At 66.4% G+C, this 25,094-nt stretch carries 23 protein-coding genes; 6 read left to right on the top strand and 17 right to left on the bottom strand.

What is annotated here, in order from left to right:
* Positions 1–242 precede the first annotated feature (242 nt).
* The 12 genes from EEB15_RS23380 to EEB15_RS23325 all read right to left on the bottom strand — a co-directional run bounded on the left by EEB15_RS23380 (position 243) and on the right by EEB15_RS23325 (position 12,864).
* Positions 243–881: a 2-hydroxychromene-2-carboxylate isomerase gene (locus EEB15_RS23380; RefSeq protein WP_141512356.1), complete on the bottom strand. Its 639-nt coding sequence runs from the start codon at positions 879–881 to the stop codon at positions 243–245.
* Entirely contained in the window at positions 878–1,135 is a 258-nt protein-coding gene (locus tag EEB15_RS23375) for a DUF1289 domain-containing protein (RefSeq protein WP_141512355.1), read from the bottom strand. The genes EEB15_RS23380 and EEB15_RS23375 overlap by 4 nt, the downstream gene beginning before the upstream one ends.
* On the bottom strand, positions 1,135–1,641 hold the full coding sequence (locus EEB15_RS23370) for a YbaK/EbsC family protein (RefSeq protein ID WP_141512354.1): 507 nt from the start codon (positions 1,639–1,641) through the stop codon (positions 1,135–1,137). Before EEB15_RS23370 ends, EEB15_RS23375 begins: the two co-directional genes overlap by 1 nt.
* Before the next feature lie 699 nt (positions 1,642–2,340).
* Positions 2,341–3,249, bottom strand: coding sequence for a hydroxymethylglutaryl-CoA lyase (locus EEB15_RS23365; protein WP_141512353.1), 909 nt, complete (start codon positions 3,247–3,249; stop codon positions 2,341–2,343).
* An 8-nt stretch (positions 3,250–3,257) separates the two neighbouring features.
* On the bottom strand, positions 3,258–4,178 hold the full coding sequence (locus EEB15_RS23360; RefSeq protein ID WP_141512352.1) for a glyoxylate/hydroxypyruvate reductase A: 921 nt from the start codon (positions 4,176–4,178) through the stop codon (positions 3,258–3,260).
* Positions 4,179–4,208: 30 nt separating this feature from the next.
* Complete coding sequence (locus tag EEB15_RS23355; protein WP_141512351.1) at positions 4,209–6,263, bottom strand: acetyl/propionyl/methylcrotonyl-CoA carboxylase subunit alpha; 2,055 nt, start codon at positions 6,261–6,263, stop codon at positions 4,209–4,211.
* A gap of 3 nt (positions 6,264–6,266) precedes the next feature.
* Positions 6,267–6,902, bottom strand: a complete 636-nt coding sequence (locus EEB15_RS23350) for a DUF4126 domain-containing protein (protein ID WP_141512350.1) — start codon at positions 6,900–6,902, stop codon at positions 6,267–6,269.
* Between the two features lie 3 nt (positions 6,903–6,905).
* Positions 6,906–7,694 carry an enoyl-CoA hydratase/isomerase family protein gene (locus EEB15_RS23345; protein ID WP_141512349.1) on the bottom strand — a complete coding sequence of 263 codons (789 nt, stop codon included), beginning with the start codon at positions 7,692–7,694 and terminating at the stop codon, positions 6,906–6,908.
* The gene (locus EEB15_RS23340) at positions 7,691–8,848 is read right to left on the bottom strand and encodes a dienelactone hydrolase family protein (protein WP_141512348.1); all 1,158 of its coding nucleotides are present in this window, start codon (positions 8,846–8,848) and stop codon (positions 7,691–7,693) included. Before EEB15_RS23340 ends, EEB15_RS23345 begins: the two co-directional genes overlap by 4 nt.
* Positions 8,849–8,860: 12 nt before the next feature.
* Complete coding sequence (locus EEB15_RS23335; RefSeq protein ID WP_141512347.1) at positions 8,861–10,042, bottom strand: hypothetical protein; 1,182 nt, start codon at positions 10,040–10,042, stop codon at positions 8,861–8,863.
* 54 nt (positions 10,043–10,096) lie between these two features.
* Positions 10,097–11,230 carry an acyl-CoA dehydrogenase family protein gene (locus EEB15_RS23330; RefSeq protein ID WP_141512346.1) on the bottom strand — a complete coding sequence of 378 codons (1,134 nt, stop codon included), beginning with the start codon at positions 11,228–11,230 and terminating at the stop codon, positions 10,097–10,099.
* Between the two features lie 11 nt (positions 11,231–11,241).
* A complete protein-coding gene (locus EEB15_RS23325) occupies positions 11,242–12,864 on the bottom strand; it encodes a carboxyl transferase domain-containing protein (RefSeq protein ID WP_141512345.1) in 1,623 nt (540 codons plus the stop codon).
* A gap of 157 nt (positions 12,865–13,021) precedes the next feature.
* On the opposite strand from EEB15_RS23325, the gene EEB15_RS23320 reads away from it, so the two are divergent.
* Entirely contained in the window at positions 13,022–14,089 is a 1,068-nt protein-coding gene (locus EEB15_RS23320) for an AraC family transcriptional regulator (RefSeq protein WP_141512344.1), read from the top strand.
* Between the two features lie 716 nt (positions 14,090–14,805).
* On the opposite strand, the gene EEB15_RS23315 is transcribed toward EEB15_RS23320, so the two are convergent.
* Together EEB15_RS23315 and EEB15_RS23310 are read right to left on the bottom strand one after the other, a co-directional pair.
* Complete coding sequence (locus EEB15_RS23315; RefSeq protein WP_141512343.1) at positions 14,806–15,192, bottom strand: glyoxalase/bleomycin resistance/extradiol dioxygenase family protein; 387 nt, start codon at positions 15,190–15,192, stop codon at positions 14,806–14,808.
* The gene (locus EEB15_RS23310) at positions 15,192–16,616 is read right to left on the bottom strand and encodes an FAD-binding oxidoreductase (RefSeq protein WP_141512342.1); all 1,425 of its coding nucleotides are present in this window, start codon (positions 16,614–16,616) and stop codon (positions 15,192–15,194) included. Before EEB15_RS23310 ends, EEB15_RS23315 begins: the two co-directional genes overlap by 1 nt.
* A gap of 262 nt (positions 16,617–16,878) precedes the next feature.
* Here EEB15_RS23310 and EEB15_RS23305 point away from each other — a divergent pair, with 262 nt between their 5' ends.
* Entirely contained in the window at positions 16,879–17,061 is a 183-nt protein-coding gene (locus EEB15_RS23305; RefSeq protein WP_141512341.1) for a hypothetical protein, read from the top strand.
* Here EEB15_RS23305 and EEB15_RS23300 read toward each other — a convergent pair.
* From EEB15_RS23300 to EEB15_RS23290, 3 genes are all read right to left on the bottom strand, one after another.
* On the bottom strand, positions 17,040–18,956 hold the full coding sequence (locus EEB15_RS23300; RefSeq protein WP_141512340.1) for an ATP-binding protein: 1,917 nt from the start codon (positions 18,954–18,956) through the stop codon (positions 17,040–17,042). The two genes, EEB15_RS23305 and EEB15_RS23300, sit on opposite strands and share 22 nt — an antisense overlap.
* Positions 18,928–19,596 carry a response regulator transcription factor gene (locus EEB15_RS23295; RefSeq protein ID WP_141512339.1) on the bottom strand — a complete coding sequence of 223 codons (669 nt, stop codon included), beginning with the start codon at positions 19,594–19,596 and terminating at the stop codon, positions 18,928–18,930. Before EEB15_RS23295 ends, EEB15_RS23300 begins: the two co-directional genes overlap by 29 nt.
* A gap of 135 nt (positions 19,597–19,731) precedes the next feature.
* On the bottom strand, positions 19,732–20,898 hold the full coding sequence (locus EEB15_RS23290) for an aminotransferase class V-fold PLP-dependent enzyme (RefSeq protein ID WP_141512338.1): 1,167 nt from the start codon (positions 20,896–20,898) through the stop codon (positions 19,732–19,734).
* A 117-nt stretch (positions 20,899–21,015) separates the two neighbouring features.
* On the opposite strand from EEB15_RS23290, the gene EEB15_RS23285 reads away from it, so the two are divergent.
* The 4 genes from EEB15_RS23285 to EEB15_RS23270 are packed head-to-tail and all read left to right on the top strand — an operon-like array spanning position 21,016 to position 25,091.
* Positions 21,016–22,029, top strand: coding sequence for an ABC transporter ATP-binding protein (locus EEB15_RS23285; protein ID WP_141512337.1), 1,014 nt, complete (start codon positions 21,016–21,018; stop codon positions 22,027–22,029).
* Between the two features lie 22 nt (positions 22,030–22,051).
* The gene (locus tag EEB15_RS23280) at positions 22,052–23,341 is read left to right on the top strand and encodes an ABC transporter substrate-binding protein (RefSeq protein WP_141512336.1); all 1,290 of its coding nucleotides are present in this window, start codon (positions 22,052–22,054) and stop codon (positions 23,339–23,341) included.
* Complete coding sequence (locus tag EEB15_RS23275; RefSeq protein ID WP_141512335.1) at positions 23,338–24,243, top strand: carbohydrate ABC transporter permease; 906 nt, start codon at positions 23,338–23,340, stop codon at positions 24,241–24,243. The genes EEB15_RS23280 and EEB15_RS23275 overlap by 4 nt, the downstream gene beginning before the upstream one ends.
* Positions 24,240–25,091, top strand: a complete 852-nt coding sequence (locus EEB15_RS23270; protein WP_141512334.1) for a carbohydrate ABC transporter permease — start codon at positions 24,240–24,242, stop codon at positions 25,089–25,091. Before EEB15_RS23275 ends, EEB15_RS23270 begins: the two co-directional genes overlap by 4 nt.
* Positions 25,092–25,094 lie beyond the last annotated feature (3 nt).

Here is a 25,094-nt window from a genome sequence, read left to right as displayed (position 1 = left end):
CGTCTCCCGGATCGGGGTGGTGGGGCGCTCTGCGCAGCGAAATAAAGGAGGAGGGAGCGGCTTGCCGCGACGGGGGACATTCGCAGCGCAGAGTGCCCCGCCGCCCCGATCCCGCCCGCCATGTCGTTATGGATTTCCCGAGGACTCGCCCATTTTTTCAGCTGCATCTACCGCTTGGCCGCTGAATGAGAGTTCTTCTCCGGACAGTCGTGGACTCGATCCGCAATCCGGCAATGACAGCCTCAGGCCCTTCGTTGCATCCCCGGCAACGCAGCCGCATCGTTCCACGCCGGTGACTCGAACCACGTGTCGCCTTCGAGGTAGGCGCGCAGCATCGCCAGCGCGTCGAATCCCCAGAACAGCTTGTCGTCCACCGCATACGTGGGCACGCCGAAAACCCCCCGCGCAATCGCGGCGTCGGTGTTCGCCTTGAGCTCGGCCTTCGCTTCGTCTCCCGCAGCATCGCGCCGCGGCGCCAACAATTGCTTGAGTGCTTCGAAGCGCTGTGCGTCGCTCGCTTCGGCACCGCCGCGCCAGACGTGGCGGAAGATGGTCTCGCACACGTAGCGATTCACTTTGCCGCCTTCGCCGCAAGCCACCGCCAGGCGCAACAGCGGCAATGGATTGAACGGATGGGCCGCCGGCATCTGCATCGGCACGCCATGGCTGTGCGCCTGCCACAGCACCTGGCGGTAGGTCCAGTCGCGTTTCGGCGCGATTTCGGCCGGCCCCAGCTGGCCGTGGTGCTTGAGCAGGCCCGCAAACAACAAAGGCCGGTAGTCGACCGCGTAGCTCAGGCCCTGCAAGGCTTCGGGCAGTTTCTCGAATGCGAGATACGCGTAGGGTGAAATGAAGTCGAGGTAGAAGGTGATCTGCTTCATGTCTCTTCCTTGCGTTCGCTCGAGAACACCGGGGCATCGGCGATTCGTCCGGCGATCAGTCGCCAGGTCGCTCGTTTGCCCTGGTCTTCCATGCGGCCCCAGGCCGCGATCTCGTCGAGTGTGCGAAAGCATCCCTCGCACAGCTCGCTCACCGGGTCCATCCGGCACACCGAGATGCACGGCGAAGGCACCTCCATGCCCGGCTCCGCCGCCACTTCGCGCGCGCGCTCGGCCAGCAGCTCCGCGGCACCCATCAGGCGCCTTCGACCTGCTGCACCACGTCCGCCACCGGCGCGCCGGTGAGACGCTCCAGGTCCTGCGGCCTCAGCTTGAACACCCCATGCGGGTGGCCCGCCGCGGCCCAGATCTCGTCGAAGCGAAACAGCTCGCGGTCGATCAGTGTTACCGGCGGCTGCGCGTGGGCAACCGGTGACACGCCGCCGATGGAATAGCCGGTCCGGCTCTTCACGAACTCCGCATCCGCGCGGCCGGTCTTGCCGACGATGGCATCGACCTTCTTCTCGTCCACGCGCCGGTCGCCCGAGGTGATGACCAGCACCGCCACGTCGTCGCTCTTGCGGCGAAAGATGATGCTCTTGGCGATCTGGCCGACCGCGATGCCCAGTGCATCCGCCGCTTGCTGCGCAGTGCGCGCGGCGTCGTCCAGCATTTGCGGCGCGTGCGGATGGCCCTTGTCCTGCAACGCCTTGGCGACGCGTTGCACGCCTTCGGGGAGGGATGTGAGTTCAGCGCCGCACATGGGCGCCTCCATGGGTCGGAGAGTTCATCTTTGGCATTTTGCCCGCAGAAAGACTTCCTGGTTGTCGTGCGGGACTTGAGGGCATCCATGACTTCCGTTCTTCCTCGCGTCGCGTCAGGCGGTACCCGGCAAGGGCTCACGGTGTTGCGGTCGTCGCTTTCGCGCCGACTTCGCTGAGATTTCCGGCCTGAAGTCGGCGCCGTACAACTCGCAGAGCGCCTAAGGCCGCTTTGCTCAAACAGGTCCGGCGAGTCAGTCAACAAGGCGCGCAAGCGCGCTCCGACTTCAGGCCGAAAATCCCAGCCGCCACACAGATCGCCCTTGCCGGGCACCCCCTGCCGCTCAGGGATAGGGTTGGTGCGCGAAGGTGGCGCACCAGCTCGTCTCGATTGAACGCGGGTTTCCAATGCAACGCTCGCACACACCTTGGATGTCGCGTCAGGCGGTACGCGGCAGGGCCGATCTCTGTGGCGGCTGAGATTCTTGGACCGGGGCCGGGCGCGCTCACAGCGCGCTTCGTTAACTGACTCGCCGGACCTGTCCGAACAGAGCGGCCTTAGGCGCTCTGTGAGTTGTACGGCGCCGGCTCCGGGCCAAGAATCTCAGCGAAGTCGGCGCGAAGCGGCGACCGCCACAGTGTGAGTCCCTGCCGCGTACCGCCTGACGCGACGCGAGGAACAACGAACGTGGTAGCTGCTTTCAGCCCGCCCGCTTGTTCAACATCGCCGTCGCCGCACGCGAATTCGGTTTGCGCTGCAGGAAATCGCTGATGTACTTGCCCGCATCGATCAGCTTGTCCAGGTCAATGCCTGTATCGATGCCCATGCCGTGCAGCATGTAGACCACGTCTTCGGTCGCGACGTTGCCGGTCGCACCCTTGGCGTACGGGCACCCGCCCAGGCCGGCGGACGACGTGTCGTACTGCCAGATGCCCATCTCCAGCGTGGCAAGCGTGTTGCCCAGTGCCTGGCCATAGGTGTCGTGAAAGTGGCCCGAGATGTCGTCGATGTCGTAGTGCTTCAACGCGGCTTCCATCGCCCGCTGCACCTTCACCGGCGTGCCGACGCCGATCGTGTCGGCGACGCCGATGTGCTGGACGCCGATCTGCTTCATCAGTCTGGCCACGAGTTCCACCCGCTCCGGCGCGACTTCGCCTTCGTACGGACAGCCCACCGCGCACGAGATGGCGCCGCGCGTGTAGATGCCCTTGGCCCGCGCGGCTTCCACCACGGGTGCGAAGCGCTCGATGCTTTCCTCGATCGAGCAGTTGATGTTCTTCTGGCTGAACGCCTCGCTGGCAGCGCCGAACACCACGATCTCGTCGGGCTTGCTGGCAACGGCCGCCTCGAAGCCCTTCATGTTGGGTGTGAGCACCGAGTAGCGCACGCCCGGCTTGCGCTGGATGCCCGCCATCACCTCGGCGTTGTCAGCCATCTGCGGCACCCACTTGGGCGACACGAAGCTGGTGACCTCGATCTCCTTCAGTCCCGCGTCCTGCAGCATGTGCACGAGCGTGATCTTGACTACGGCCGGCACCGGTTGTTTTTCGTTCTGCAAACCGTCGCGCGGGCCGACGTCGACGAGTTTGACTTTGCTGGGCAGTTTCATGGGCTTCCTTAGTATCCGCGTTCGCGGTCAACCACACCGGCGATGGGCTCTCCCCGCTCGAAGGCGGTGAGCTTGCGGGCGATCTGGGCCACCGTTTCCTCGCGCAGCGTGCGTGCGGAAGTATGGGGAGTGACGGTGATCTTGGGGTGGTTGCGGAACGGGTGCCCGGCCGGCAGCGGCTCGGTGCGGAACACGTCCAGGGTTGCACCCGCCAGATGACCGTTGGCTAGCAATGGGAGAAGGTCTTCCTCGACCAGGTGCCCGCCCCGCGCCACGTTGATCACGTAGCCGCCGGGCTGCAGCCGCGCCAGCGTTCGCGCATTCATGATGCCCTCGGTCTCGGGCGTGAGCGGCAGCAGGCACACCAGCACGCGCGTGGCGGCGAGAAAATCATCGAACTGTTCGGCGCCGGTGAAGCACCGCGCACCGGGCAGTTCCTTGGCCGTGCGGCTCCAGCCCAGCACCGGGAACTCGAAGTGCTGCACCGCCTGCGCGACACGCTGCCCCAGCACGCCCAGGCCCATGATGCCGACCGTGAAATCGGTGCGGCTGCGCGGCTTGCGGTACGACCACTTGCCTTGCTGGATGTCATCCTCGTACGCATCCAGCTCGCGGAAATGGCGGATGAGCGCGTGGCAGACGAACTCCGCCATCTGCACCGCCATGCCGCCGTCGTCGATGCGCACGACCGTGGCCGGCGGCGGCAATCTCAGTTTCAGCAGCGCGTCGACGCCGGCGCCCAGGTTGAAGACGCCCTTGAGCCGCGGCTGCTCGTCGAAGAACTGCTGCGGAGGCGACCACACCACGGCATGGTCCGCCGCCGGTGCGCCGGGCTGCCAATCTTCGATGTCGTGCTGCGGCAGCGCCACTCGCAGGGCTTCAACCCACGGCGCGGCCTTGGTGCCGTCTGCGCAAAAGAGGATATGCATGGGTGGTATTTTGCTCGGTTCGCCCCAACTTCAGGCCGTCAACTTCAACAACTCCGCACCCTCCGCCACCTGGTCGCCCGGGCCGTACATCAGCTCGGCCACCACACCGTCGGCCGGCGCGGCGATGGTGTGTTCCATCTTCATCGCTTCCATCACGGCCAACGCCTGGCCCTTGGTGACCTTGTCGCCGGCCTTGACGGCGAACGACACGACCTTACCCGGCATCGGTGCCGTCAGGCGTCCGGTGTCGGCTTCGCCCTCGCCGGCATGGGCCAGCAGGTCAATCGCCAGGATCTGCGTGGCGCCGCGCGCGCTGAACACGTGGTCCGTCTCGCCGCTGGCGTACACCGCCGCGGTGAAGCGTTGCCCCGCGTAGTCGATGTCGATGCCTCGCGGCGTCTGTGCGAACGTCAGGGCCCCCGACACATTGCCCACCGCCAGGCTCAGCGCACCGTCGTGCAGGTACGTCAGCGCGGCTTGCGCCGACTCACCATGGAACTCGAATGCGAATCGCCGCACAGTGAGCCCGTGCGAACGCCAGCCATCGCGGCGGCTGAACGGGTCGCCGGCCTCCTCTGCCCTTTCGTGCAGCAACGCCTGCGCCACAGCGGCGGCCGCGGCCAGGGGCAGCCCGACCGGCTCCTGGTTGAACAGCACAGCTTCTTCGCGCGGAATGAGCGCGGTGTCCAGGTTGGCCTTTTCGAACGACGGGCTGCGCACCACGTAGCGCAGGAACTGCACGTTGGTGGCCAGGCCCACGATGTGGGTTGCGGACAGTGCTTCGTCCAGCCGGGCCAGTGCCTGCTCGCGCGTGGCGCCGTGCACGATGAGCTTCGCGATCATCGAGTCGTAGTAAGGAGAAATCGCGTCGCCTTCGCCGAAGCCGGCGTCGATGCGGACGCTGCGCTGGCCCCCACCCCCGCCCTCCCCCGGAAGGGGAGGGAGAAATTCAACATGCTCCGGCCAGCGCGCGACGTCGAGCCGGCCGGTGGCGGGCAGGAAGTTGTTGTCCGGGGTTTCAGCGCAGATGCGCGCCTCGATCGCATGGCCGTGGATCTTGAGCTGCTCTTGCTTCAGCGGCAGCGCTTCGCCGAACGCCACACGCAGTTGCCACTCGACCAGATCCAGCCCGGTGATCGCCTCAGTGACGGGGTGTTCCACCTGCAGGCGCGTGTTCATCTCCATGAAGAAGAAATTCATGGAGACTCCGTCATCCCCGCCTTCGCGGGAGTGACGGGTGGCGACCTGCTCGACGATGAACTCCACGGTGCCGGCACCGACGTATTTCACGGCGCGGGCCGCAGCCACCGCCGCCTCGCCCATCTGCTTGCGCAGCGCCTCGGTCATACCGGGCGCCGGCGCTTCTTCCAGCACCTTCTGGTGGCGGCGCTGCACGGAGCAATCGCGCTCGAACAGGTAGACGTAGTTGCCCTGCGTGTCGCCGAACACCTGGATCTCGATATGGCGCGGGCGCTGCACGTATTTCTCGATCAGCACCGCGTCGTCGCCGAAGCTGTTGATGGCCTCGCGCTTGCACGAGGCCAGCGCGGCATCGAAGTCCGCCGACTTGTCGACCGCCCGCATGCCCTTGCCGCCGCCACCTGCGCTGGCCTTGATGAGCACCGGGTAACCGATGCGGTCGGCCTCCGTCTTCAGCATGGCAGGGTCCTGTCCAGCGGCGTGATAGCCGGGCACCAGCGGCACGCCGGCTTTCTCCATCAGCTGCTTGGACTCCGCCTTCAAGCCCATCGCCTTGATGGCCGAGGGCGGGGGGCCGACGAACACGAGGCCAGCATCGGCGCAGGCCTGTGCAAACTCTTCGTTCTCGCTCAGGAAGCCATAGCCCGGGTGGATGGCCTGCGCACCCGTGGCTTTCGCCGCTTCGATAATGCGCTCCCAGCGCAGGTAGCTTTCCTTGGGCGCGCTGCCGCCGATGTGCAATGCCTCGTCGCAGGCGCCGACGTGTTTGGCGTTGGCGTCCGCATCGGAATACACGGCGACGGTGCGGATGCCCATGCGCTTGGCTGTGGCAGCGACGCGGCAAGCGATCTCGCCCCGGTTGGCGATCAGGATTTTCTTGAACATGTTCTAACCTTTTTGTAGCGAGCGTTGGCCCGCGAAAAACTCACTCAGCTTGCGCAGCACGATGCGCAGGAACTTCACCAGCACGATCAACAGCAGCACCGCAACGGCGAGCGTCAGCAGCAGGGCGATGGCGAAGATCGCCGGGTGCGTGGCCGCGAGCCACAGCATGAAGATGACGAACCCGTCTTCGAACAGCGACACGGCGATGTTCGAGAACGGCTCCGGCGAGGTGTTGACGGCCGCGCGCGTGGTCAGCTTGGCGGCGTGGCTCGTGGCTGCCAGGCTTCCGCCGAGAAGCGCAGCGACCCAGCCCATCGCCTGGCTGTCGGCGCCGAGCGCCCCCGCGGCAAGGGCCGCGCCGGCGGGAATTCGGATCACCGTATGCACCATGTCCCACAGCGAATCGACCAGCGGGATCTTGTCGGCGAAGAACTCCACGAAGAACATGAAGCCACTGGCCGCCAGCACGCCGGGGTGCTGCAATATCTTCAGCCCCTGCGGCAAGTCGATCCACCCCATGAAGCCGGCCGCGCCCACCAGGAACACCGCCGCATACAGGCGCACGCCGCTGGCCCAGCCGAGCGCCGCCGCCAGCGCCAGAAGCTGGGGCGTGTCGACGAGGTGCTTGAGAGCGTCCATCGTTCAGTCTTTCGGCAGCCAGTTTGGTTTTCGCTTGCCCAGGAAGGCCTGGATGCCTTCGCGCCCTTCGTCGCTGGCGCGGATGTCGGCAATGTCCTGCACCGTGCGGTCGATCAGCAACTGCGAGATGTTCTTCTCGGCGACGTCCTGCACCAGCGCCTTGCACGCCTTCACCGCCGCCGGACCGGCCTGCACCAGTGCCTGCGCGATCTCGCCCACCTTGGCATCCAGCTGGTCGGCCTTCACCACCTCGTGCACGAAACCAATGCGCAGTGCCTCGGCGGCGCTGAAGCGTTCGGCCGTGAGGAAGTAGCGGTGCGCGGCCCGCGCGCCCATGGCGCGGATCACATAGGGGCTGATCGTGGCGGGGATCAGGCCCAGCTTCACTTCGCTCAGGCAGTACTGCGCCGCGTCCACCGACACTGCGATGTCGCACACTGCCACCAGGCCGGTGCCGCCCGCATACACGTCGCCCTGGATGCGCGCGATGGTCGGCTTGGGGCAGTGATAGATCACGTTGAGCATGCGCGCAAGCGCCGCGGCGTCGGCCAGGTTCTCGTCGCGGCTGTAGCCGGCCATGCGCTTCATCCAGTTCAAATCGGCGCCGGCGCAGAACGCGGTACCGCTGGCGGCGAGCACGATGCAGCGGACGTCGGGGCGCGTGCCCAGCTCGTTGAACGCGCTGGCGAGTTCAACGATGACCTCGTCGTTGAAGGCGTTGCGAACCTCCGGCCGGTTGAGGATGACGGTGGCGATGTGGCCCGTCTGGGCGATGTCGATCGAAAGGGTCATGGAGCACTCCACACAACGGTGTCGTCCACCGAATAAAGCTTGCACTCGCCCCTGCCGTTGCGATTGCAATTGTCCAGGGCGCGCTTGAGGGGGTCGTCACCACCCGAGGCCCAGCCCCACGAGCCGCCGCGCGCGATGGCGAAGGCACGCGGCGACGTTTTGGTGAGGTAAATCTTGTACCCCGCGCGGCCGCTTTCGCGCACGTGCGGGAGGCTGGTTTCGTCGCCCGCGGCTGCAAAGCCGGTGGGCGCCGGCTGCGGCGTGAGAGGCGCGGGCGCGTACTTGGCGAAAGCGGGTTTTACCTCGCTCGGCATCCCGACTACGGCCAGAAACCGGCTCACTTCCGGCTGCCAGATCGGTGCGCCGGCGCGTGAGCCGAACAGGCTGTGCGCGTCCGCGCCGAATTTTCCGAAGGCAATCATCCGGGCGTTGCCGCCGGCGTTCGCGTACTGCTCCAGCATGGGCTTGAACGTATCGGCATCGAAGACGCTGTCGTTGTCGCCGTAGAACCAGAGCGACGGCACCTTGGTTTCACGCGCATAGTGGCCCGCGCCGCCAGCCAGCGCGGCCTTCCAGTTGGGGCACTGCTGCTGCCGCAAACCCCCGGCAAAGTTGACCAGCCCCTTGACGCCGGGGTAGTTGTGCGTTCCGAAGGCGAGCGTCGTCCACCCGCCATGGGACTGGCCCACAACGACGATGCGGTCCTTGTCCGCCCACGGCTGGGTGGCCACGTAGTCGAGAACGGCCTTCACGTCTTCCGCTTGCATGCGGCCGTTGCGTTCGACATTGCATCCGCCGACGACGTAACTGCCCGTCGAATGGGAAAATCCCTGGCGCATCGGCGCCACCACGGCATAGCCGCGCTCCAGGAAGTAGCGCGCGGCGACAGCCGGCCGGTAGCGCTTCTGAAGCCGCGGGTCGCCGAACGACTTGCCATGGTTGATGAGCGCAATGGGGAACGGGCCGTCGCCGTCGGGCTTGTAGATCGTGGTTTCCAGCTCGAAGGTGACGGAGCCGGCCTTCTTCGGGATCATCTGGACGGTTTCACCCAACGAAGCGTCGACCTCCGCCGTCTGCGCGGCTGCGGGCGAAACGATCGCGCACAGGGCAAGAGCGACGATCGCGCCTGTGAGTTGGTGAAACAGCTTGTGCATGGCAGGTGACGGTCAGTCGGGACGGCCGGACTCCTTGGTCCACACCACAGCGCCGTTGATCGCGTACAGCTTGCACGGAACGCCTTTGCTGCGCTGCTGGCAAAGGAACAGCGCGCGGTCGCTGGGATCCCGCGGCGCGGCGGGGTCCGCGGGCTGGATGCCCCAGGTCGCCGCAAAGTGGCCTTCCGACGACAACGCGAAGGCTCGGGGTGTCGGCCGGCTCAGCCAATTGCGGTACGAATCGCGTCCCCGATCCGAGATGTACGGAATGGCGTCGACGTCGTCGACGCGGGCGTAGCCACTCGCCAGCAGCGGAGGCAACGCGGGTGCCGCCAGATCGGCGGGCCGGGCCACGACGGGCACCAGCGCCGGCACGGCCGGAGGCGCCACCGGCGTTGCGACCGCGACGGGAGCGGGCGGGACGTCCCGCGTCCAGACCACAGTGTTGTTGACGGCGTACATCTTGCAATTCACCTTGCCGGCGCGCGAGCATCCCGCGATGGCTCGCTGGGCCGGATCGCTCGGCAGCGTCGTGTCGGCGGGCGACAGCCCATATGCCGGAAAGTACGCCCCACCCGGCGCCAGCGCGAATGCCTTGGGCGCCGGCCGGGTGATCCAGTCGCGATACGCCTGCCGGCCCTGCGGGCCCAGGTGCGGCACGACGTCGACATCGTCGATCCGCGCGAAGCCTGAACCTGTGGGTTCGGCCAGCTGTGCCGGCGTAGGCTGCGGAACGTTGCGTGGCCGGCTGGGATCCGTGTGCGTCGGACCGGGCGGCCGGGGGAAGGCCAGGGCCACCATCTGCCCCATCACCACCTTCACCATCTCCGGGTACTCGTAGGCCGCGCCCGAGCTGTGGTCGATCACCGCGCCGACCACGCCGCCGATGATGATGTTGCCGAACATCGCAGCGCGAGTGCCCGACTCGACCGACACCACGCCCTGCGGCAGCGGCGCCTTGTCGCACTTGACCTCCATCGGCTTGTTGGAGCGCACGATCGACGTGTCGCCCGGCGACTTGATGCGCCAGACACCCTTGTCGTTGCTGAGCGCGCAATCGGCGCCGCTGACGGCCGAACCGTCCTGCGCCTGGGTCTGCACGTAAATCTTCTGCACGTTGCCCCCGGCGACCGAAGCGCACCCCGTCGCCGCCACACAAGAGAGCAGCGCGAGCACCCTGACAAATCCCTCCATGGCATCTCCTCCAGTAGTTAGTTGGTTTCTCATTCTAGGAGGGAGTCATCGAAATCAATACCGCTTGGCCGCTTCTTCCAGCATCACTTCGGTGGCGCCGCCGCCGATGGCCAGCACCCGCGCGTCGCGCCACAACCGCTCGATGGCCGTTTCGCGGATGTAGCCCATGCCGCCATGGAACTGCTGGCAGGTCTGCACCACTTCATTGACCAGCTCGCCGGTCAACGCCTTGAGCATCGACACATCCTGCACGATGTCGTGCCTTTGCGTCACGCGCCAAGCACAGTGATACATGAATTGCCGGGCGGCACGGGTCTTGGCATCGGCCATCGACAGCCGCTGGCGGATCGTCTGCTGATCCCACAGCGGGCCTCCGAAGGCCTGGCGCTGCCGCACGTAGTCCAGCGTGAGCTTCAGCGCCTGCTGGCAGTGGCCCACCGCCATCGCGGCCAGCGCGATGCGTTCTGTCTGGAAGTTCTTCATCACCGAATAGAAGCCCTTGCCCTCCTCGCCCAGCAAATTGGCCGCGGGGAGGCGCACGTTGTCCAGCACCAGCTCGGCCGTGTCGGATGAGAGCCAACCCGTCTTCTTCAACGCGCGGCCGACCGAAAAGCCCGGTGTGCCCTTCTCGACGATGAACATCGACATGTCGCGTTTGCCGGTGCCAGTCTTTGCGGCGATGAAATACAGGTCGGCGTGCACACCGTTCGTGATGAACATCTTGGTGCCGTTCAACACCCAGCCATCGCCGTCGCGCCTGGCGCTCGTGCGGATGCCCGTCACATCGGAACCGGCGCCGGGCTCGGTGATGCCTACGGCGGTGATCAGTTCACCGGCGATCACACGGCGCAAGTATTTTTCTTTCTGTGCCGCACTGCCCGCGTGATGCAAGTGCGGGCTGGCCATGTCGGTGTGGACCAGCACGGTGATGATGAAGCCGGCGAAAGTCGATTGCGACAACGCCTCGGCGAACACCAGGTTAGTCAGTGCATCGGCCTCGGCGCCGCCGTATGCATCCTCATACATCAGCCCGAACAGGCCGGCCTGCCCCATGCGGCGCAGCACGTCGCGCGGCACGAAGCCCTGCTCTTCCCAAGCAGCCGCGTGCGGCTCGACCTCGCGCGCGATGAACTTCGCGACCTGGTCGCGCAGCAGTTCGTGGTCGGGGGTGGTGTAGATGCTTTCCATGCGCCCTTCTTTCACATCCGGAACACCCCAAACTTCGGCTCGCCGATCGGCGCGTTGAGCGAAGCCGACAGGCCCAGCGCGAGCACGCGGCGCGTGTCGGCCGGGTCAATCACGCCGTCATCCCACAAGCGCGCGCTGGCGTAGTAGGGATGCGACTGGTGGGCGAACTGATCGAGCAAAGGCTGTTTGAACGCAGCCTCTTCCTCGGCGCTCCATTGGCCGCCCTTGCCTTCGATGCCGTCGCGCTTGACGGTGGCCAGCACGCTGGCCGCCTGCTCGCCACCCATCACCGAAATGCGCGCGTTGGGCCACATCCACAGGAAGCGCGGCGAGTAAGCCCGGCCGCACATGCCGTAGTTGCCGGCGCCGAAGCTGCCGCCGATGATGATGGTGAACTTGGGCACGCTGGCCGTGGCCACGGCCGTGACCATCTTGGCTCCGTGGCGGGCGATGCCTTCGGCTTCGTACTTGCGTCCAACCATGAAGCCTGTGATGTTCTGCAGGAACACCAGCGGCACCTTGCGCTGGCAGCACAGTTCGATGAAGTGCGCGCCCTTTTGCGCGCTCTCCGAAAACAGGATGCCGTTGTTGGCGATGATGCCGACCGGCATGCCCTCGATGTGCGCGAAGCCGCAGACCAGCGTGGTGCCGTAGCGCTGCTTGAACTCGTGGAACTCGGAAGCGTCGACCGTGCGCGCGATGATCTCGCGCACGTCGAAAGGCTTGCGCGTGTCGGTGGGAATGACGCCGTAGACCTCCTGGGGGTCGAACTTCGGCGGGCGCGGTTCGCGCAGTTCCTGCTCCACGTTCTTGCCGCGGTTCAAGCTGCCGACGGCCTGGCGCGCGAGGGCCAGCGCATGCATGTCGTTCTGCGCCAGGTGATCGGCCACGCCCGACAGGCGCGTGTGCACGTCGCCGCCACCCAGGTCTTCGGCAGACACCACTTCGCCTGTCGCGGCCTTCACCAGCGGCGGGCCGCCCAGGAAAATCGTGCCCTGGTTCTTCACGATGATGGTCTCGTCGCTCATGGCCGGCACATAGGCGCCGCCTGCCGTGCACGAGCCCATCACCACGGCGATCTGCGCGATGCCTTGCGCCGACAGGTTGGCCTGGTTGTAGAAGATGCGGCCGAAGTGATCGCGATCGGGAAACACCTCGTCCTGGTTCGGCAGGTTCGCGCCGCCGGAATCGACGAGATAGATGCATGGAAGGCGGTTCTGCTGGGCCACTTCCTGCGCGCGCAGGTGCTTCTTCACCGTCATCGGATAGTAGGTGCCGCCCTTCACCGTCGCGTCGTTGCACACGATCATGCAATCGATGCCGCTGACACGGCCGATGCCGGCGATCAGGCCGGCGCAGGGAGCGTCGCCGACGCCGTCCTTGTTGATGTACATGCCGTGCGCGGCGAGCGGCGCCAATTCGAGGAAAGGCGTGCCCGGGTCCAGCAGCATCTGCACGCGGTCGCGGGGCAGCAATTTGCCTCGGCCTTCATGGCGCGCGCGGGCGGTCTCGCCGCCACCAAGCGCCGCTTTCGCGATCTGCACATTGAGGTCGTCGACCAGTGCGCGCATCGCGGCCGCGTTGGCCTGGAAGTCGGCGGAACGGGGATTGAGTTGTGTCTCGAGGGCGGGCATATTTGTCTCGGTTTTATCCCCTCTCCCTCTGGGAGAGGGCGAGGGTGAGGGCTTCGCGCCCATGGTAGCGCGCTACCCCCTTCTCAGCGCTCTCCCTGAGGGGGAAGGAGCGGACGCCCAGGTTGCAAATCCTGCCACCTTACTGCAGACTCACGCCATGCCTTCCGCTTCGTCCAGTCGCCCACGCGTCCAAGCCACTGCTGCCACGCCCATGGCCTTCGCCCGGGTGATCGTGGCGGCCTACGAGCGCTATGGCCAGGATCCGGCCGAGGCGCTCAAGCTGGCACAGATCACGCCAGCTAAGCTTCACCAAGCCGACGCGCGCATCACGGCTCACCAAATGGAAGTGCTGTCCGGCGCCGCCATGCAGGAGCTGGACGACGAAGGCGTGGGTGCGTTTTCGCGCAAGCTGCCTTGGGGGAGCTACGGCATGCTGGCGCGCGCCTCGCTCACGGCGCCCGACCTGCGCGTGGCGCTCAAGCGCTGGTGCCGGCACCACGCCCTGCTGGTGGACGACATCCGCCTCAGCCTGGTGGAGAACAACGCCGGCGCGGCCATTGCGATCGAGGAACACACCGACATGCGCGCCCGTGGCCCCGGCGTGCGCGAGTTCAGCCTGGTGCACGTGCTGCGCAATATCCACGGCCTGGCCTGCTGGTATGTCGATTCGCGCATCGGCCTGCAGGGCGCCACTTTTCCTTTTTCCGCGCCCGCGCATGCGGAGGCATTCCGCCACATGTTTCCCGGCGGTCCGCTCAAGTTCGACGCAGCTCGTGCCTCCATCCAGTTCGACGCCCGCTACCTGGCCTTGCCGCTGCGGCGTGACGAGAAGGCCCTGCGGCAAATGCTGCAGCGCGCGCTGCCGCTCACCGTGCTGCAATACCGCCGCGACCGCCTGCTCGTGCAGCAGGTGCGCCAGGCGCTGGCCGCCCACCCCGAGCAGGCGCACAGCGCCGACGGCTTGGCCGAGCTGCTGCACATGTCGTCGCGCACGCTGCATCGCCAGCTGAAAGAGGAAGGCGCCAGCCTGCAACAGCTGAAAGACGAGGTGCGCTGCGAGCGCGCGAAGGACTTGCTCTATCGCAGCAACAAGCCGGTCAAACAGGTCGCGGCCGCCACGGGGTTCATGAACGAGAAGAGCTTCCTGCGCGCCTTCAAGGCGTGGACGGGAACGTCTCCCGCCGAATTTCGAAACCGCCTTGCTTCGAGCGACGAGCCGGGGTAGCCCTGCTGCCTCCTCAGTTCTCCGAGGCCGCACTTGTGGCATTCGACGACCGGGGCGGCAACGCCGTGCATGGCCGGGCCGCGGCGCGATGGCTACGGCGTCCGGCAACGCTTGCTTTCGCAAGCTCCTGCCGGAGTCCCCGCGCCGAACGGTCTTGCGGCCCGCGCGGCCCAACTCACCGCGCCTTGCGCGGTTCAAACAAGTGCCGCGAGCATGAGACGGTCGCGTCGCAAGCGACGCTGGGCCGCAAGACCGTCCACCGCGGGCGCCTGGGCTTTATTCGCGCCGCGGCCCGGCCATGCACGGCGTTGCAGTGAGCGAGTGGCGGGCCAACGGTGGTGCGCCCATGTGGGGGCAGAAAAGGTGAAGCGGTGGCAAGCAACCGGTTGCACGCCAACAGTGTCTCTGCGAAGCTGTGCGTGGGCGGGCTGCGGCGCGAGTAAAGCCCAGGCGCTTGCGGCGGGTGAGCCCGCGACCCAGCACGGCTTCAGCCGTGCGACCGTTTCATGCTCGCGAAAATTGTTTGACCGGAGCGAAGCGCAGGGAGTTTTTTCGCGTGGGTCGCGGGGTCTCCCGGCGCAAGGAATTCGGCTGGAGGGGCGGAGCACCGAAGCCGAACGCCGTAGCCATCGCGCCGCAGCCCGCCCACGCACAGCTTCGCCGCGAGGTTCAACCAGCCGAAGGTGGTTTGGAACTTGCGGGACAGCAAACTACCGTCAGGCCAATGGCGTAGCGAAACTCAACTCGTGACCGTCCGGGTCGGTGATGTGGAAATACCGCTCGCCCCAGGTCGCGTCACGGGGTGCGGTGTCCGGCCGCAGGCCGGCGGCCAACGCGTTCCGATGAAACGCATCGACATCGTCCACGTACAGGACGATGCGGCCCCACCATGACCATTCACGCTCGCTGCCTTCCGTCGTCAGGTTGATGCAGGCGTTGCCCGCGCTCAGGCTGCTGAATGCCGCCGCTTCCGAGCCATAGCGAAGCGGAAAGCCCAGTGCCAAGTAAAAGCGCAGCGCACGGCCCATGTCGTGCGTGGCCAGCGTCACGGCGCTGATCGACTGGATCGACGCCGGGCGCTGCTCGCGATTGCTCCCTGCCATCAGACCGTGGGGCTGATGTTCTGGTTGACGCCGAACAGGTTGGCCGGGTCGTACTTGTTCTTCAGCGCGACCAGCCGATCGTAGTTTTCGCCATAGGCCTCGCGCACGCGGCCGCCCTCTTCCTGCGTGAGGAAGTTGACGTACACGCTGCCGGTCGCGAACGGCGCGGCCGCCTGCCACAGGCTGCGCGCCCAAGCGATGCACGCTTCGTCCTTGGCCGGATCGCTCCAGCGCCCGTGCACGTTCATCACGTATTGGCCATCGCGATGGTTGTATGCCGTGGCGCCGCGCGGCACCCGGCTCACGGCCCCGCCCAGCTGCGCACAGGCGATCTCTGTCTGCGGATCGGGGATGCGCCGCGCATGGTCCATCATCACTTCGATCAAACCATCGCTCGTGTCCGCGAAGTCGTGCGACTTCCAGTAGTTGCGCGCGCCCGGTGCCAGCAGCGGGTCGAGTACCGTCTGCCAGCCCGCATAGGGCGTGGGCCCGATGACGTCCGCGATCGGTCGGCCGAACTCGCGCAGCGGCCTGGCAATGCGTTCGCCTTCCGCGATATCGCCGTTGTAGCAAACCGCCAGGGCCAGGATTTCCTTGCCATGCCACTCGGGCGGAAGGAACGGCAGCGGCGGCGCCTGCCGCATCACGAACCAGCAGGTGAGCTCGTCGGGCACCGTTGCCATGAACTCGCGATGGAAGCGCATCACCTCCCTGGCGTCGTCCAGCGGATGGACGATGAGGCCGGCCAGCAGTTCCGGCCCGACCGGATGCAGCTTGAATTCGAACGAGGTCACCACGCCGAAGTTGCCGCCACCACCGCGGATGCCCCAGAACAAGTCCGGATTTTCCTGTTCGCTGGCCCGCAGCAACTCACCGTCCGCGGTCACCACGTCGGCCGAAAGCAGGTTGTCGATCGACAGGCCCAGGCCGCGGCTCAGCCAGCCGAAACCGCCGCCCAGCGTCAGCCCGGCCACACCCGTCGTCGAGTTGATGCCCAGCGGTGTCGCCAACCCGAAGGCCTGCGCTTCGCGGTCGAACTCGCCAAGCGTCACACCGGGCTCGACGCGCGCCGTTCGGGCCACCGGATCGACGCGCACCGATTTCATCAGCGACAGGTCGATCTGCAGGCCGCCGTCGCACACCGCGTTGCCGGCAATGTTGTGGCCACCGCCGCGCACGCCGACCAGCAGGTCGTTGTCGCGCGCGAAGCGCACCGAGCGCAGCACATCCGCGGCGCCCGCGCATCGCACCACGAGCGCCGGCCGCCGGTCGATCATGGCGTTCCAGATCGTTCGCGCCTGGTCGTAGTCTTCCGAGCCAGGGGTGGCGAGCCGGCCGCGTATCCCCTGTTGAAACGCGGCGATGCGTTCGTCGCTGAACCGTTGGCCCGCGCCGTGGCGCGACTTCATCTGCAAGTCAGACATGGTGATTGCCTTTCCTCGACCGGTATCAAACGCCGCGAGAAATACAGAGTAGGCGTGGAACTGACAAGTTTCAAACGTCTGTAACCCAAGCCGAGCTGCTTGTTTCAGGCGGTGACGCAACCGCCACGTCGCAGCGTGTCCCGCGTTCAGGGGACAGCGTTGGACGCGCCGCGCATGGACACGGGATAGCCAGCGCGCCACGCAGTGCGCACCATCGGTACCCCCTCGCAATCAACCTGCAATCCATCGAAGGAGATTCGTCATGGACTCGAACTTCGGCTCTTCATCCGGTCTCGTCCGCGTTCTGGCCGCCATCGCTGCGGTGGTGACCACCCTGAGCTTGTTCGGTGCCGTGGCGCTGGGCCTGACCGGCGAGGGCGAGTGGGGCGTGCTTGCCCAGCAGTCTGACCGGGCGACCCCGGTTCAGGCGACCGCAACGGCCTGATCGCCTGCTTCCAGGCGTTGCGGAACCGCCATGTCCCGCTCGAGGCGGGCCGCGACACGCACGCCCGGATGCAGGTCCGCGATGTCGATGCGCGCGCCCAAACGCCGCGCCCGCGCCCGCATGTTGGCCAGGCCGTGCCCGCCGTGCGGCGACGCGCCGGCAAGGCCGCGCCCGTTGTCCTGCACTTCGATGGCGATGGCGCGCTCGTCCGTGCGCAACCTGATATCCACCCGCTGCGCGCGCGCGTGCTTGAGCACATTGGTGAGCGCCTCCTGCACGATGCGCAGCAACTGGAGGATCGCATGCGGGCTGAGCTCCACAGGCCGGGCCGCGTCCTGCTCCCAGGTGCACGCCACGCCGGCTGCTTCGAGCACGCGCTCCCAGCGGAATCGGAAATTGCTCCACGCTTGGAGGAAGTCGTCGTTCTCGGGACTCAAGGCTTCGAGCGTCATGCGCATGTCGGCAATGCATTCGCGCAGCGCCTGCACCAGCTCATCGTGACCCACTTCGCCCAGCTCGGCCCGCGAGAGCATGAGGAAAAGCTGAGAGCCCACGCCGTCGTGCAAATCCCGCATGATCTGCTGGCGCTCTTCTCCCGCGGCGTGCCGGCGCTCGAGCCGCCGCAGGCGCTCATAGTTTTCCGCCAGCGCAGCCTCACGCTCGGCGACCCGCGCTTCGAGTGTCCGATTGAGCTGCTCGATGGCTTGGAGCGTGCGCACAAAACGCGCGGTGAGAATACCCCCCATGACCAGCAGGAGGATGTCGGCGGCATAGTGCAGCAGGAACACACGGGCCGCCGCGTGGTCGGGGGCGAAAGCGCGAATGACCGGCGCGGCCGTGGCCAGCAGGTAGTCGTGCACACCCGCGAGCAGCGCCACGCCCAGCGAGATGCTCAAGCCCACCAGCGCCTTCTGCCGCCGGGCCGCCACGACGCTGATCACGAAGATGGCCAGGCCGATGGGCAGCAGACCGCCCGCCCACCACCGGCCGATCAGGGTCTCGTTACCGCCGCTCGCCAGATAGCCCACCGGCCCCAACAGCCAGTAGCCGAACAGCCACCACGTCAGCCGCCGATAGCTGATGCCGGCCAGGCACATCGCGAACAGCAGCATGACGGCCACGAAGCCGCCCGTGGCCCCGTGGTAGATCGTCCGCCATGCCAGCCACGCGGGGGTGGGCAGCACTTCGATGACGAACGTCAGCGTGCGAATGCCCCACAGCACGGCGGCTGCGCCGAACAGGCCATACAGCGTTTCGTCGCGCCGCCGCCACCACACGAACAACGCCAGCAAGCCGACGATGAGCGAGAACATCACGGTGAACTGCGGCATGGTGCGGACCCAGAACAGCCGGCTCTCGTACTCCGGAAGCAATTCCATGTACGAACCTATCGCGAGTGGCGGCATGTGATCGGGCGCCACGGCCGTTGCGGGAATGCGCAGCAGCAACTGGTTGATGCCGGGCCGCAGCGACGCCGCCGGAACGGGCACCAGGTGGGGCCGCTCCCAACGGATCACCGTGCCAGGGCTCGGCTCCTGGATGTGGGCGAGCAGTTCGCCGTTCAGGAACAGCCGGCCGCCGCGGTAGAGGTAAGGCAGGTAGACCGCCCACGGTTCGCCTGTCTTCGAGGCCGCAGCCTCGAAATCCACGCGATACCAGGCCGTTGTGTGGCGCGTGGAATTGGGCAGGTTGACCCGTTGCCAGGCCGAGTCCTCCTTCGGTGGAACCAGTCCTGCATTGAAAACGACGTCGGCCTGGCGCGGCCGCAGCGGCTGGGCATGGGCCGCGCCGCACAGCGCCGCCAGCACGAGCAACGCGCCGAGCCAGGCGCCGAGCCAGGCGCCGAGCCAGGCGCCGAGCCAGGCACTATAGCCAGCCCATCTGGTTGGCTTCATAGACCGCTTCCCCTCGCGAGTGGACAGCCAGTTTCTGGTAGATGCGCTTGACGTGCGTGATCACCGTGTTGGGGGAAATCGCGAGGACGCCCGCCACTTCCTTGAAGTTGAGGCCCTTGCCCACGAGTCGCAAAATCTCGGTTTCGCGTTCGGACAGTACCGATGAACGCGCCGTTCTGCCTGAATGCGGCGCCTTCTCGGCGGTATCGGAATTTTGATGCTCGCCAAAGCTCGTCAGAACGCGCCGCGCAATCGCGGGGCTGATGGGCGAGCCGCCCCCATGCACCTGCAGGATCGATGCCGTGATGTCCTTGGGCAAGGCGTCCTTGAGGAGGTAGCCCGTTGCGCCCGCGCGGATGCTGTCGATCACATGGCCGTCGTCGCCGAACATGGTGACCACCATGACGTCGCGCGTCGGGCGGCCGTGCATGGCATGGCGTATGACATCGACGCCGCTGCCATCGGGCAACCCCAGATCGACCAGCACGACGTCGGGCACGAGGGCATCGACCAGGGTGCAAGCGCCTGCAACGGTGGTGGCCGCGCCGCACAGGCGCAGCGCGGGCTCGGCGGCGATCGCATCGCAGAATCGCTGCAGAAACCCCGGCTCGTCTTCGACCACCAGCACACTGACAATCATTTGCGCCCCAGACTGCGAGTGCAGTTTATACAGGGGTGCAGCAACGCGGTGGCTTGATCAACTGAGCCGTCTACGTCTCGCCCAGAAACTTACACAGGCGCACACCGGCCGGGCAGGCAGCCCGGCCGCGAGGTGTCAGGCGTGTGCTGCCTGTGGTTTTGCTGCCGGGCTGCCCAGGCCGATACGGTCGAGCGCCGCGGCGAGTTGTGCCACGGTACGGTCCACGTGGTGCCACTTCTCCAGGCCGAACAGGCCGACGCGGAAGCTCATGAAGTCCGGGCCTTCGTCGCACTGCAACGGCACGCCCGCCGCGGTCTGCAAGCCTTCGGCCAGGAACTTGCGGCTGGACTGCACTTCCGGATCGGTGGTGTAGCTCACCACCACGCCCGGCGCCTTGTAGCCCTCGGCCGCGACGCTGGCCAGCCCGCGGCTTTCGAACAGCGCACGCACCTTGCGCCCCAGTTCTTCCTGCTCCGCGCGTACCTTGGCGAAGCCGTAGGCCTGCGTCTCCTTCATCACTTCGCGCAGGCGTGTGAGCGCGTCCGTCGGCATGGTGGCGTGATACGCGTGGCCGCCGCCTTCATACGTTTCCATGATCTGCAGCCACTTCTTCAGGTCGCAGGCAAAGCTGGAGCTGGTGGTGGCGTCGATCGCGGCGCGTGCGCGCTCGCTGAGCATGACCATCGCGCAGCACGGCGAGCTGCTCCAGCCCTTTTGCGGCGCGGAGATCAGCACGTCGACGCCCGTGGCCTGCATGTCGACCCACATCGCGCCGGAAGCGATGCAATCGAGCACGAAGAGGCCGCCCGCTTCATGCACGGCGTCGGACACGGCGCGCAGGTAGCTGTCCGGCAAGATCATGCCGGACGCGGTTTCCACGTGGGGCGCGAAGACAACGGCGGGCTTCTTGTCGCGGATCGCGGCCTGCACTTCCGCGATGGGTGCGGGCGTCCAGGGCGCCTGCGCGCCGCTGCCCGTGCGCCGCGCCTTCAGCACGGTGGACGAGGCCGGGATTTGGCCCATGTCGAAGATCTGGGTCCAGCGGTAGCTGAACCAGCCGTTGCGAATGACCAGTACGTCCTTGCCGCCGGCGAATTGGCGCGCCACGGCTTCCATGCCGAAGGTTCCGCTGCCGGGGATGAGCGCAACCGAACGCGCGCGGTACACCTCTTTCAGGATGGAGGAGATGTCCTGCATCACGCCCTGGAAGCTGCGGGACATGTGGTTCAGGGCCCGATCGGTGTAGACCACCGAAAATTCGAGCAGGCCTTCGGGGTCGACGTTGGGGAGGAGTCCGGGCATCGCGTTCTCGCTTGTAGCATGCAAAAAGAGGCGCCCAGCTTAGCACTGGCCGGATTCCCCGGCCTGGGAGGGTTGTTATGGGGTCGGAACCGGGCGCCGGCTTCCTATACTCGGCCGATGTCGTCGATCCAACTTGTTGACGTGGCCAAGCGTTGGGGCGAGGCCACCGCGTTGGAGGAGATCCAACTGAACATCGAGGCCGGCAGCTTTTGTGTGCTGCTCGGTCCGTCGGGCTGCGGAAAGTCCACCACGCTGCGGATCATCGCCGGACTCGAGACGGCCACCAGCGGCCGCGTCGTCATCGACGGCACCGACGTCACCGACCTGCCGCCCGCCCAGCGAGGCGTGGCCATGGTGTTCCAGAACTACGCCCTCTTTCCGCACCTCAGCGTCGCCGACAACATCGCCTTCGGCCTGTCGGTGCGCAAAGTCCCCGCGGCCGAAACAGCGAAGCGGCTCGCGCAGACGGCGGAACTGCTTGGCCTTTCCGCCCTGCTGGATCGCAAGCCGTCGCAGCTCTCCGGCGGCCAGCAGCAGCGCGTGGCCCTGGGCCGCGCCCTGGTGGCGCAGGCCAAGGTCTGCCTGATGGACGAGCCGCTCTCCAACCTCGACGCGCAGCTGCGCCAGGAGATGCGAACCGAGCTGCGCCAGCTCCAGCAACGCCTGGGCCTCACGGTGGTGTACGTCACGCACGACCAGGCCGAAGCCATGAGCATGGCCGACCAGGTGGTGCTGCTCAATCGCGGCCGCATCGAGCAGGCGGCCACACCGCGCGCTCTGTATGCTCGCCCGGCCACGACCTTCGCCGCCAGCTTCATCGGCACGCCGTCGATGAACCTGCTGCGCCTGGACGGCGACCGCATCGCGGGCAGCGACGTGCCCGCCGGACGCGCCGCGCACTGGCTGGGCGTGCGTCCCGAATCCGTCATATTGGGGCAACGCGTGCCTGCTACCGTGCGAAGCATCGAGTACCTGGGTGCCGACCTGATCCTGCACTGCGGTGTGGGCAGCGAAACCATCACCGTGCGCACCGGCGGGCAGGCGGAACTCGCCGCCGGCAGCCACGTGCTGCTCGATTGGGACGCATCTGCGCTCCACCATTTCGATTCCCAAGGACAACGGCTTCAGTGACATCACAAGAGGAGACATGACCATGCAACGCAAGACCTTCCACCGCTTCATGCTGGCCAGCTGCGCCGCCGCGGCGCTGGGCCTCGGCACCGCGCAGGCGCAGACCACCGAGATCTCGTTCTTCTATCCCGTCGCCGTGGGCGGCGCGATCGCCAAGACCATCGACGGCTTTGCCGCCGAATTCATGAAGGCCAACCCCGGCACCAAGGTCACGCCCATCTATGCCGGTGCCTACCAGGAGGCGCTGGTCAAGGCGCTGACGGCCAACAAGTCCGGCACCCCGCCCGTCACCTCGGTGCTGCTGACCACCGACATGTACACGCTGATCGACGAAGACGCGATCGTGCCGATCGACAATTTCATCAAGACCGCCGAAGACAAGGCCTGGCTGGGCAGCTTCTATCCGGCCTTCATGCTGAACAGCCGCACCAGCGGCAAGACCTGGGGCGTGCCCTTCCAGCGCTCCACCGTGGTCATGTTCTACAACAAGGAGTTGCTCAAGGAAGCGGGGCTGGACCCGAATCGCCCGCCCCAAACCTGGGCCGAGCTCAAGGATGCAGCCACGAAACTGACGAAGAAAGACGCCGGCGGCAAGGTCACGCAGTGGGGCCTGCAGATTCCCTCCAGCGGGTTCCCCTACTGGCTGTTTCAGACCTTGACCACCACCAACGGCGCGATCCTGGGCAACGAGGCCGGCACTCAGGTGAAGTTCGACGACCCCAAGGTCATCGAGGCGCTGCAGTATTGGGTCGACCTGGGCAAGGCCGGCGTGCACCCGCCCGGCGTCGTGGAATGGGGCACCACACCCAAGGACTTCTTCGAAAAGAAGGCCGCCATGATGTTCACCACCACCGGCAACCTGACGAATGTGAAGAACAACGCCAAGTTCGACTTCGGCGTGGCGATGATTCCGGGCAACAGCCGCAAGGGCTCGCCCACCGGCGGGGGCAACTTCTACATCTTCAAGAAGTCCACGCCGGCGCAGCAGGAAGCCGCCTTCAAGTTCATCAAGTGGGTGACGCACCCCGAGCGCGCGGCGCAGTGGAGCATGGACACCGGTTACGTGGCGGTGTCCGAAGCCGCCTATGGCACGGACACGCTGCGCAAGTACGGCCGCGACTTCCCGCCGGCCCTGGTCGCGCGCGACCAGTTGCCGATGTCGGTGGCGGAGTTCTCCACGCATGACAACCAGCGCGTGACCAAGGCGCTGAATGACGGCTTGCAAGCCGCACTGACCGGCACCAAGACGCCCGCGCAAGCCATGCAGGACGCCCAGCGCGAAGCCGACCGCCTGCTGCGCACCTACAAGTGACGCAGGCGCCGGCACGCTCCGCCGCCGGCACGGCCAGCCACCAGGCGATCCACGCCTGGCTGCTGCTGTTGCCCGCCCTGGTGCTGCTGGTCTCGTTCACGCACTGGCCGGCCGCGGCCACCTTCATCGACAGCTTCTTCTCCACACCCAAGGGCAGCCGCCCGGGCGTGTGGGTGGGGGCGGAGAACTATGGGGCGATGGCCGAAGACCCGGTGTTCTGGAAGGCCGTCATCAACAACCTGTGGTTCGCGGGCGCCACGATCCCGCTGTCGATCGTGCTCGCGCTGGTGATGGCACTGTGGGTCAACGAACGCATCGCCGGCCGTGCGTTCCTGCGCATGGCGTACTTCACGCCGACCGTGTTGCCGATGATCGCGGTGGCAAACATCTGGCTCTTCTTCTACACGCCGCAATACGGGTTGCTGGAGCAGATCACGGGCGCCCTGGGCCTGCCTTCGCACAACTGGCTGGGTGACCAGCGCACCGCGCTGGCCTGCATCACGCTGGTGGCGGTGTGGAAGGAAGCCGGCTTCTTCATGATCTTCTACCTGGCCGCGCTGCAGACGCTCAACCCGAGCCTGCGTGAAGCCGCGGCCATCGAAGGCGCGTCGCGCTGGTACTTCTTTCGCCGCGTGCAGTGGCCGCTGCTGATGCCGACCACGCTGTTCGTTTTGATCAACGCGGTGATCAACGGCTTTCGCATGGTCGACCATGTATTCGTGCTGACGCGTGGCGGGCCCGACAACGCTTCCACGCTCCTGCTCTATCACCTGTACGAGGTCGGTTTCAAATTCTGGGATACGGCCTACGCTTCGGCGATCACCGTCGTGCTGCTGGTGGTGCTGGCGAGCGTCGCGCTGTTCCAGTTCTTCGTTCTGGACAAGCGGGTGCATTACAAATGAGTGCTACCGCGCCCCACGCCGAAGGTGCCCGGCGCCTGGTCTACAACGACCCGACGTGGCTCGACACCGTCGCAGCGTGGGTGCTGGCGCTCCTGTGGATCCTGCCGCTGGTGTATGCCATCTGGACGGCCTTCCATCCCAGCGAATACTCGACCCGCTTCTCGCTGACGGCGCCCCTGACGCTGGACAACTTCCGGCGTGCCTGGGAAGCGGCGCCGTTCGCCCGCTACTTCCTCAACACCGCCATGCTCGTGCTGATGATCCTGGCGGTTCAGGTGGTGCTGGGGACGATGGCGGCCTATGCCTTCGCGCGCTACGAGTTCCGCGGCAAGAACGTGGCCTTCGCCCTGGTGCTGGTGCAGCTGATGATCATGCCGGACATCCTGCTCGTGGAAAACTACAAGACGATGTCGCAGCTCGGCCTGGTGGACACGCTGGTAGCGATCGGCCTGCCCTACTTCGCCTCGGCGTTCTGCATCTTCCTCTTGCGCCAGACCTTCATGGGCATCCCCAAGGAGCTGGACGAAGCGGCGCGAGTGGAAGGCGCGAGCGCGATGCAAATTCTGTGGCGCGTGTACGTGCCGCTGGCGCGGCCGGTCTACACGGCCTTCGCGCTGGTGTCGGTCAGCTTCCACTGGAACAACTTCCTCTGGCCGCTGATCATCACCAACAGCGTGAAGGCCCGGCCGTTGACGGTCGGCCTGCAGGTGTTCAGCTCCGTCGACCAGGGCGTCGACTGGTCCATCATCACCGCCGCCACGCTCATGACGTCGGCACCGCTCCTGATCGGCTTCCTGCTGTTCCAGCGCCAGTTCGTCCAGAGCTTCATGCGCGCCGGCATCAAGTAGTCC

The organism is Ramlibacter sp. WS9 (assembly GCF_003797765.1).
Classification (GTDB): Bacteria; Pseudomonadota; Gammaproteobacteria; order Burkholderiales; family Burkholderiaceae_C; genus Ramlibacter.
This window is presented reverse-complemented; position numbering and strand designations above follow the sequence as displayed.